Genomic DNA, 6,800 nt, shown 5'->3' on the forward strand with positions numbered 1-6,800 from the left:
CAGCATTTCCTATTGGAAAGATGTATGGAATCGGCTAAAGGAAAACAAATTAGCGATGCTTGGGCTTATCATCATTATTATTATCGGAATCTTAGCGATTATTGGACCATATTTAAATGGCTACACGTATTTTGAGCAGGATTTTACAAAGAAAAACCTGCGTCCGAATGCGGAGCATTGGTTTGGGACAGATGCATCTGGACGGGATTTGTTCACTAGAGCCTGGTATGGTGCAAGGATTTCGTTGTTTATTGGTCTAATGGCTGCCTTAATTGATTTTGTAGCTGGGATTATTTACGGAGGTATTTCCGGTATCCGTGGTGGCAGAACGGATAATATCATGATGAGAATCGGGGAAGTCCTCTACGCCATTCCATACTTATTAATGGTTATTTTAGTCATGATTGTCCTTGAAAGAGGGATTTGGGCCATTATCATTGCGATGTCGATAACTGGTTGGATCCCGATGGCGAGACTCGTCCGGGGGCAAGTACTCCAGTTGAAGGAATATGAATATGTTCAAGCTGCGAATGCGATGGGGGCGAAAACCTCATGGATTTTAAGTAGACATATGATTCCAAATACCATGGGGCCGATTTTGGTGAACGTGACATTAACTGTACCAACCGCCATTTTCGCGGAAGCGACACTTAGCTTTTTAGGCCTTGGGATTCCAGCTCCACAGGCAAGTTGGGGAACGATGGCAAATGATGCTTTAGGAAGTATATTAATCGGGAATTTCTATCAATTATTTTTCCCTGCCTTTCTCATCTCGCTTACCATGTTTGCTTTTAACGTGTTCGGGGATGGATTAAGAGATGCACTCGATCCAAAATTGAGGAAATAGAAAGAGGGGGGAAACGATAAATGGAAAATATATTAGAAATTCAGGATTTGCATGTTTCGTTTGATACAAGTGCAGGGAAGGTGAATGCAGTTCGGGGTGTTTCCTTCTCAGTTGAAAAAGGGGAAGCAATCGCAATTGTTGGTGAATCGGGATGTGGTAAAAGTGTGACGGCCAAATCAATAATGCGACTACTCCCATCCCCACAAGCAAAAATAGACAATGGTGCGATCTTGTTAAATGGAGAAAATATCGTCCAAAAATCAGAAAAGGCGATGGAAAAAATAAGAGGGAACGAAGTCGGGATGATTTTTCAGGATCCGATGACATCGTTAAACCCTACGACAAAAATTGGGATCCAAATTGCAGAANNATACAAAGGTTTCAAAAAAGCAGGCCCTTGAGTATGCTGAAAAAATGCTTGAAATGGTTGGCATCCCTCAACCAGAGAAACGAATCCAGCAATATCCTCATGAATTTTCTGGTGGGATGAGGCAACGGGTGATGATTGCAATTGCCCTTGCCTGCAGACCGAAGCTATTAATTGCAGATGAGCCTACTACTGCACTTGATGTAACCATTCAAGCCCAAATTTTACAGCTAATGAAGGAGCTGCAGAGTAAAACCAACACTTCGATTATTTTAATTACCCATGACCTTGGTGTTGTAGCCGAAATGTGCAGTAAGGTTGTTGTGATGTATGCAGGAGAAATCGTGGAAACGGGAAGTGTCGGGGAAATCTTCTCCAATCCCACTCACCCGTATACGAAGGGATTGTTAAAATCAGTACCTCGACTGGATATGGATAAGCATGAAAAACTATCCACCATTACTGGGACCCCTCCGGATTTACTTGACCCACCAAAGGGCTGCTCATTTTATCCAAGGTGTGAAATGGCAATGAAAATTTGTGCAGAACATAAACCGGAATTTGAGGGTGTTAGCAAGACGCAGTATAGCTCATGTTGGCTAAATCATCCAATGGCTAAAAACCGTATAAATTTCGTCTAAGGAGGAGGTCGAAAAGTGGCTGAAAAAACGCAAAAGTTGCTTGAAGTGAAAAATGTAAAAAAATACTTTTCCATCCACAAAAAGCCTCTAAAGGCAGTTGATGATTTAAATTTAATCATCAATAAAGGGGAAACGGTTGGACTCGTTGGTGAAAGTGGCTGTGGAAAATCAACAGCTGGAAAGACGATTATTCGGTTAATTGAACCAACAGACGGTGAGGTCCTTTTTGAAGGGAAAAATATTTATGAGTTTAGCCAAAGGCAAATGAAGGAACTGCGAAAGGATATGCAAATTATTTTCCAAGACCCGTATGCTTCATTGAATCCAAGGATGAAGATCGAGGATATTATTGGGGAGCCTCTTGATATTCATCATCTCGCCAAAGGAAAAAAACGAAAAGAGCGGGTGAAGGAACTTTTAGAGTTAGTCGGACTTCGTCCAGAGCATGCCAATCGATTCCCGCACGAATTTAGCGGTGGACAAAGACAAAGGATAGGAATTGCAAGAGCATTGGCACTTAATCCAAAGTTTATTGTTTGTGATGAACCGATTTCGGCTTTGGATGTATCAATTCAGGCTCAAATAGTTAATCTGTTAAAGAGCCTGCAGGAAAAAATGGATTTGACGTATTTATTTATTGCCCATGATTTATCAATGGTCAAATATATATCAGACCGAATCCTTGTGATGTATTTAGGAAACATGGTTGAACTTTCGGATAGCAAACCCTTATATGATGAACCACTCCATCCCTACACAAAAGCTTTGTTGTCTGCGGTTCCAATTCCAGACCCTGCAGTGAAACGCGAGCGCATTGTATTAGAAGGAGAGGTCCCAAGTCCTTTATCTCCACCGTCGGGTTGTGTGTTCCGAACAAGATGTAAATATGCAATGGAGCGATGCGTATCTGAGATTCCAAAATGGAAAGAAGTAAAGCCATCCCACTTTACGGCTTGTCATTTATATGATGTTTAACTTATTCAGTAGAAGTCCACTACTTCTATAAGTGGGGGATGAATGCAAAAAGAGTCTACAATTCAGTGGAGGGTTCAAACCCCGACTGAAATTAAGGAACTCAGACTAAGAACGCCACGTCCTGTGGCAACGTCTGAGTGACCAACATCGTGTTGGCCTAAAGCCTCCGGCGGATGCCACGATTTTTTAGAGGAAATTTTTCGATCAGTAAGTTCGAAGACTAAAGACGCCACATCCTGTGGCAACGTCTTCATGACCCACATTGTGTGGGACTAAAAAATCGGGCGCAAATACGCCATGGCGAATTTGATTATGTTCGTTTTACAAATATAGGTAGAAAGTGGTATAATATTTACGAATATAGATAAATTAACTGTAATGCTTATTATAAGGAGTTTCTCATGGAAGCTTTCGCGTTAACGAAAAGCCCTAAAGGCAAGTTAGCCGTAGTAGCGCTATGCGCACTTGGAACAACTTTTTATAATAAGATTTTTTTTATTGCCTAAAATGTTTTTTGGATCGTTTCGTGCCAACCAAAACAAAGGAGATGATTTGAATGGCTTTTGGAAGAAGACCAGTCGAAGAAATTGTTACTGAGGAAACGAAGGTGTGGGAATGCACATCCGAGGAATGTAATGGATGGGTACGAGATAATTTTAAGAGTACTACCGAACCAAACTGTCCATTGTGTGGTTCTGAAATGGAAACTAATACAAGAGAATTACAGGTTGTTAACAACCATAATAAAAGCTTTTTAGCATAGGATTAACACCTGTTTCCTCTAACCTAACATTTTTTTAAAAAAAATAGAGTAATTTTAGGTTATAAAAAGATTTCCCTATGGACATAATAATTCATGCATTACCTTGCAACAATATTTTGTTGCATTACATAGGAGGAAACAAAATGGCACAAGGAAAAGTAAAATGGTTTAACAGTGAAAAAGGCTTTGGATTTATCGAGGTTGAAGGTGGAGATGACGTATTCGTACACTTTTCAGCAATCCAAGGTGATGGGTTCAAAACGTTAGAAGAAGGTCAAGAAGTTACTTTCGATATCGAAGATGGTAGCCGTGGACCACAAGCCGCTAACGTTCAAAAAGCGTAATGAACCAAATATAAACCGTTCAAAACAGATTCTATTTTAGGATCTGTTTTTTTGTGTTGTACGTTAGATCAAAGACTAAGAACGCCACGTCCTGATGTCTTCGTCTTTGTGACCCACATCACGTGGGCCTAAAAATGCCCCTGACGTATGTTATCAGGGGCACCCTTTAATTTGTAGCAGGTTTAACTGGTTTTGTTTTTTCAAGTTCTTGAACTGCTTTTTTACTAACGTCAACACGTTTAATGAACAGTGCTAACACTAAAGCAACAATATTAATACCTAGAGCTACATAGAAGGAATAATTAATTCCAGCTAGTAATGCTTGTTGACCAATTAAAGCTTGAGTGCTTTCAGTAAATGTAGTTGGATCAACATTTGCCATTAAGCTAGTTCCTTCTGTTTTGGCAACACTATTCATGATGGTAATTAAGACTGCAGTACCAATAGAACCAGACACTTGTTGGGCAGTATTATTGATTGCAGTGCCGTGTGGATATAAACGTGCTGGTAACTGATTTAATCCATTTGTCATAATAGGCATCATTACCATTGACATACCAAACATACGAAGTGTGTAGGCTGTAATGATATAGGTGTAAGATGAATCAATTTGAAGCTGTGTTAATAAATAGGTTGATACTGCTGTAATCCCAAGGCCACCAATTGAAAGAAGACGTGGCCCAAATTTGTCGAATAATTTACCAGTAATAGGTGACATAATTCCCATAACAATGGCCCCTGGCAGCATCATTAACCCAGATTCAAATGGAGATATTCCACGAACACTTTGCACATATGCCGGTGTAAGAATCATTCCAGAGAACATCGCTACCGCGTTTACAATGGCAATAATTGAAGCAAGTGCGAACATTGGATATTTATATGCCCGTAAATCAAGAATTGGTTCTTCTACTTTTAGCTGACGTAAAATGAATAAAATGAGTGTAATACCACCAGTAATTAAAGAAGTTAATACTAAAGGATCCGTCCAGCCGTCATTACTTACAGAACTAAAGCCGTATAATAGTCCGCCGAATCCTAATGTTGATAAGATAACGGACAGATAATCAATAGTTGCATTTTTGTTTACTTCCATTACATTTTCGGATTTCCAAATGGCAAGAACTAAACTTATTACAGCAAGAGGCAATATCATTTCAAATAATACACGCCAATCATAATGCTCGACGATATAACCTGATAAAGTTGGACCAATTGCAGGTGCTGTGATCATAACTAATCCGAAAACACCCATGGCAGTACCGCGTTTTTCACGTGGGAAACTAACAAGCATAATGTTCATCAATAATGGTCCCATCACGGATGAACCGGCTGCTTGAACCATACGGCCAGCAATTAATACTCCAAAGTTTGGAGCGAATGCAGCCATGGCGGTACCTAGTGTAAAAATAAACATGGATGCAATAAATAGATTTCGGTTCGAAAACCTTGTAATTAAGAATGCTGAAGCTGGAATTAACACACCGCTAACAAGCATATACCCTGTTGCAAGCCATTGAACGGTTGAGTAATTTTCAATATTCAAATCAATCATAATAGATGGTAATGCAACATTTAATAAAGAGTTATTTAAAAATGAAACAAATGCCCCAATAAAAAGTACTGCTAACATCAGATATGGTGGCTTTTTTTCTTGTATTGTTGAATCCATAAAATTTATCCCCTCGATTCATTCGTTAAATTGTTACTTGAATGATTTTATACCACAAGTTCATTTTGTGCAATATATTTGTACTTAAGGTATAATATGCTAGGGAAAGCAAATAAATTGGTTACATGGAATATTAAGGAAGTAACGGAGGGCATATGAATAAGCGTAGGCGACGAGTTGCAGATGCAGCATTGAAATTATTCCTTGAAAAAGGATTTCAACAAACATCGATACAAGATATTATTGAACATGCGAATATTTCAAAAGGTACTTTTTATAATTACTTCTCAAATAAAAATGATTGTATCGCTGAAATTTTAGAAGGGTTGCGATATGATGCTAGCCAAATTCGAATGGAGATGCAGGTTGGAAAAGATGAGACAGACCGTAATGTACTAATAGACCAAATTTCGATTTTGACCCAATTAAATAAGGAACGGAATCTTACTACGATTTTTGAGACCATTTTACATTCAAATGAAGTTGATCTTAAAAAAATGGTCATGCATCATCGTATTCATGAATTGGAATGGTTAGCGGGACGATTTGTTGATGTATATGGTGAAGAGATAAGAGCTTTTACGTTTGAGCTTTCCATACTCTTTTACGGAATGATGCATAATATCTTATTTACAATTAAGATTACAAATAGCGAACAGTCCAATCATCGTATTGTCGAAGTTTTGCTAACTTATTTAGAAGCGATCATTTCAATTATGAAAGAAAATGGGAGTACCTTGCTTGATCCATCATCACTCCATTTTCTGCAAGCAAGAATCGATCGAAAGGTACTATCAATTGAAGAGCTTTTAGATCTAGCAAAAGATTTAGAGAAGGAAACAACATTCACAACAGACCAACAAGATCTTTATGATACGATTGTGTTAGAATTGCAGCGTGACAGGATTCGAAAAAGCGTGCTACAGCCTTTAATAAAACCATTTCAACGATCCTTTGTACAAACGGAAATGGAAACTCAAGTTAATACATTTACAAATTTCCTTTGGTATTTTTTAAGAATGCATTAATATAACTTTATTCAGCAGAATTCCAATGCTTTGTTTGAAAATACAATCAGAGTATCAAATTTATTTTTTGTATAAAACTAATTGAATAAAGTTATTGCCTCCGGCGGATGCCAGAGATTTTTATAAGGAAACTTTCCAGCACTTACTGGCACTAAGCCCTCCT

General features: G+C 38.4%; 6 protein-coding genes and 1 pseudogene. 6 read left to right on the forward strand and 1 reads right to left on the reverse strand.

The window, feature by feature from the left end; genetic code table 11:
• The 5 genes and pseudogenes from V7147_RS10210 to V7147_RS10230 form a co-directional block, all read left to right on the forward strand.
• A partial coding sequence (locus V7147_RS10210; RefSeq protein WP_335367750.1) for an ABC transporter permease occupies window positions 1-847 on the forward strand: 847 nt, incomplete at its 5' end.
• Between the two features lie 20 nt (window positions 848-867).
• Window positions 868-1,855, forward strand: a pseudogene (locus V7147_RS10215) (ABC transporter ATP-binding protein).
• A 15-nt stretch (window positions 1,856-1,870) separates the two neighbouring features.
• Window positions 1,871-2,830, forward strand: a complete 960-nt coding sequence (locus V7147_RS10220) for an ABC transporter ATP-binding protein (protein ID WP_335367751.1) — start codon at window positions 1,871-1,873, stop codon at window positions 2,828-2,830.
• 556 nt (window positions 2,831-3,386) lie between these two features.
• Entirely contained in the window at window positions 3,387-3,593 is a 207-nt protein-coding gene (locus V7147_RS10225) for a cold-shock protein (protein WP_335367752.1), read from the forward strand.
• 143 nt (window positions 3,594-3,736) lie between these two features.
• Window positions 3,737-3,937: a cold-shock protein gene (locus tag V7147_RS10230; protein WP_229141304.1), complete on the forward strand. Its 201-nt coding sequence runs from the start codon at window positions 3,737-3,739 to the stop codon at window positions 3,935-3,937.
• Window positions 3,938-4,103: 166 nt separating this feature from the next.
• Here V7147_RS10230 and V7147_RS10235 read toward each other — a convergent pair whose 3' ends face one another.
• Window positions 4,104-5,609 carry an MDR family MFS transporter gene (locus V7147_RS10235; protein WP_335367753.1) on the reverse strand — a complete coding sequence of 502 codons (1,506 nt, stop codon included), beginning with the start codon at window positions 5,607-5,609 and terminating at the stop codon, window positions 4,104-4,106.
• 155 nt (window positions 5,610-5,764) lie between these two features.
• Here V7147_RS10235 and V7147_RS10240 point away from each other — a divergent pair, with 155 nt between their 5' ends.
• Window positions 5,765-6,637: a TetR/AcrR family transcriptional regulator gene (locus V7147_RS10240; RefSeq protein ID WP_335367754.1), complete on the forward strand. Its 873-nt coding sequence runs from the start codon at window positions 5,765-5,767 to the stop codon at window positions 6,635-6,637.
• Window positions 6,638-6,800: the final 163 nt, after the last annotated feature.

The sequence above is a fragment of the Bacillus sp. JJ1521 genome, from assembly GCF_036965165.1.
Taxonomy (GTDB): domain Bacteria; phylum Bacillota; class Bacilli; order Bacillales; family Bacillaceae_L; genus Ferdinandcohnia.

What these genes read in the sequence shown, in the direction of transcription:
- V7147_RS10225 (WP_335367752.1), top strand. Translation starts at nt 3,387, where the DNA reads ATGGCTTTTGGAAGAAGACCAGTCGAAGAAATTGTTACTGAGGAAACG.
- V7147_RS10230 (WP_229141304.1), top strand. Translation starts at nt 3,737, where the DNA reads ATGGCACAAGGAAAAGTAAAATGGTTTAACAGTGAAAAAGGCTTTGGA.
- V7147_RS10235 (WP_335367753.1), bottom strand. Translation starts at nt 5,609, where the DNA reads ATGGATTCAACAATACAAGAAAAAAAGCCACCATATCTGATGTTAGCA.
- V7147_RS10240 (WP_335367754.1), top strand. Translation starts at nt 5,765, where the DNA reads ATGAATAAGCGTAGGCGACGAGTTGCAGATGCAGCATTGAAATTATTC.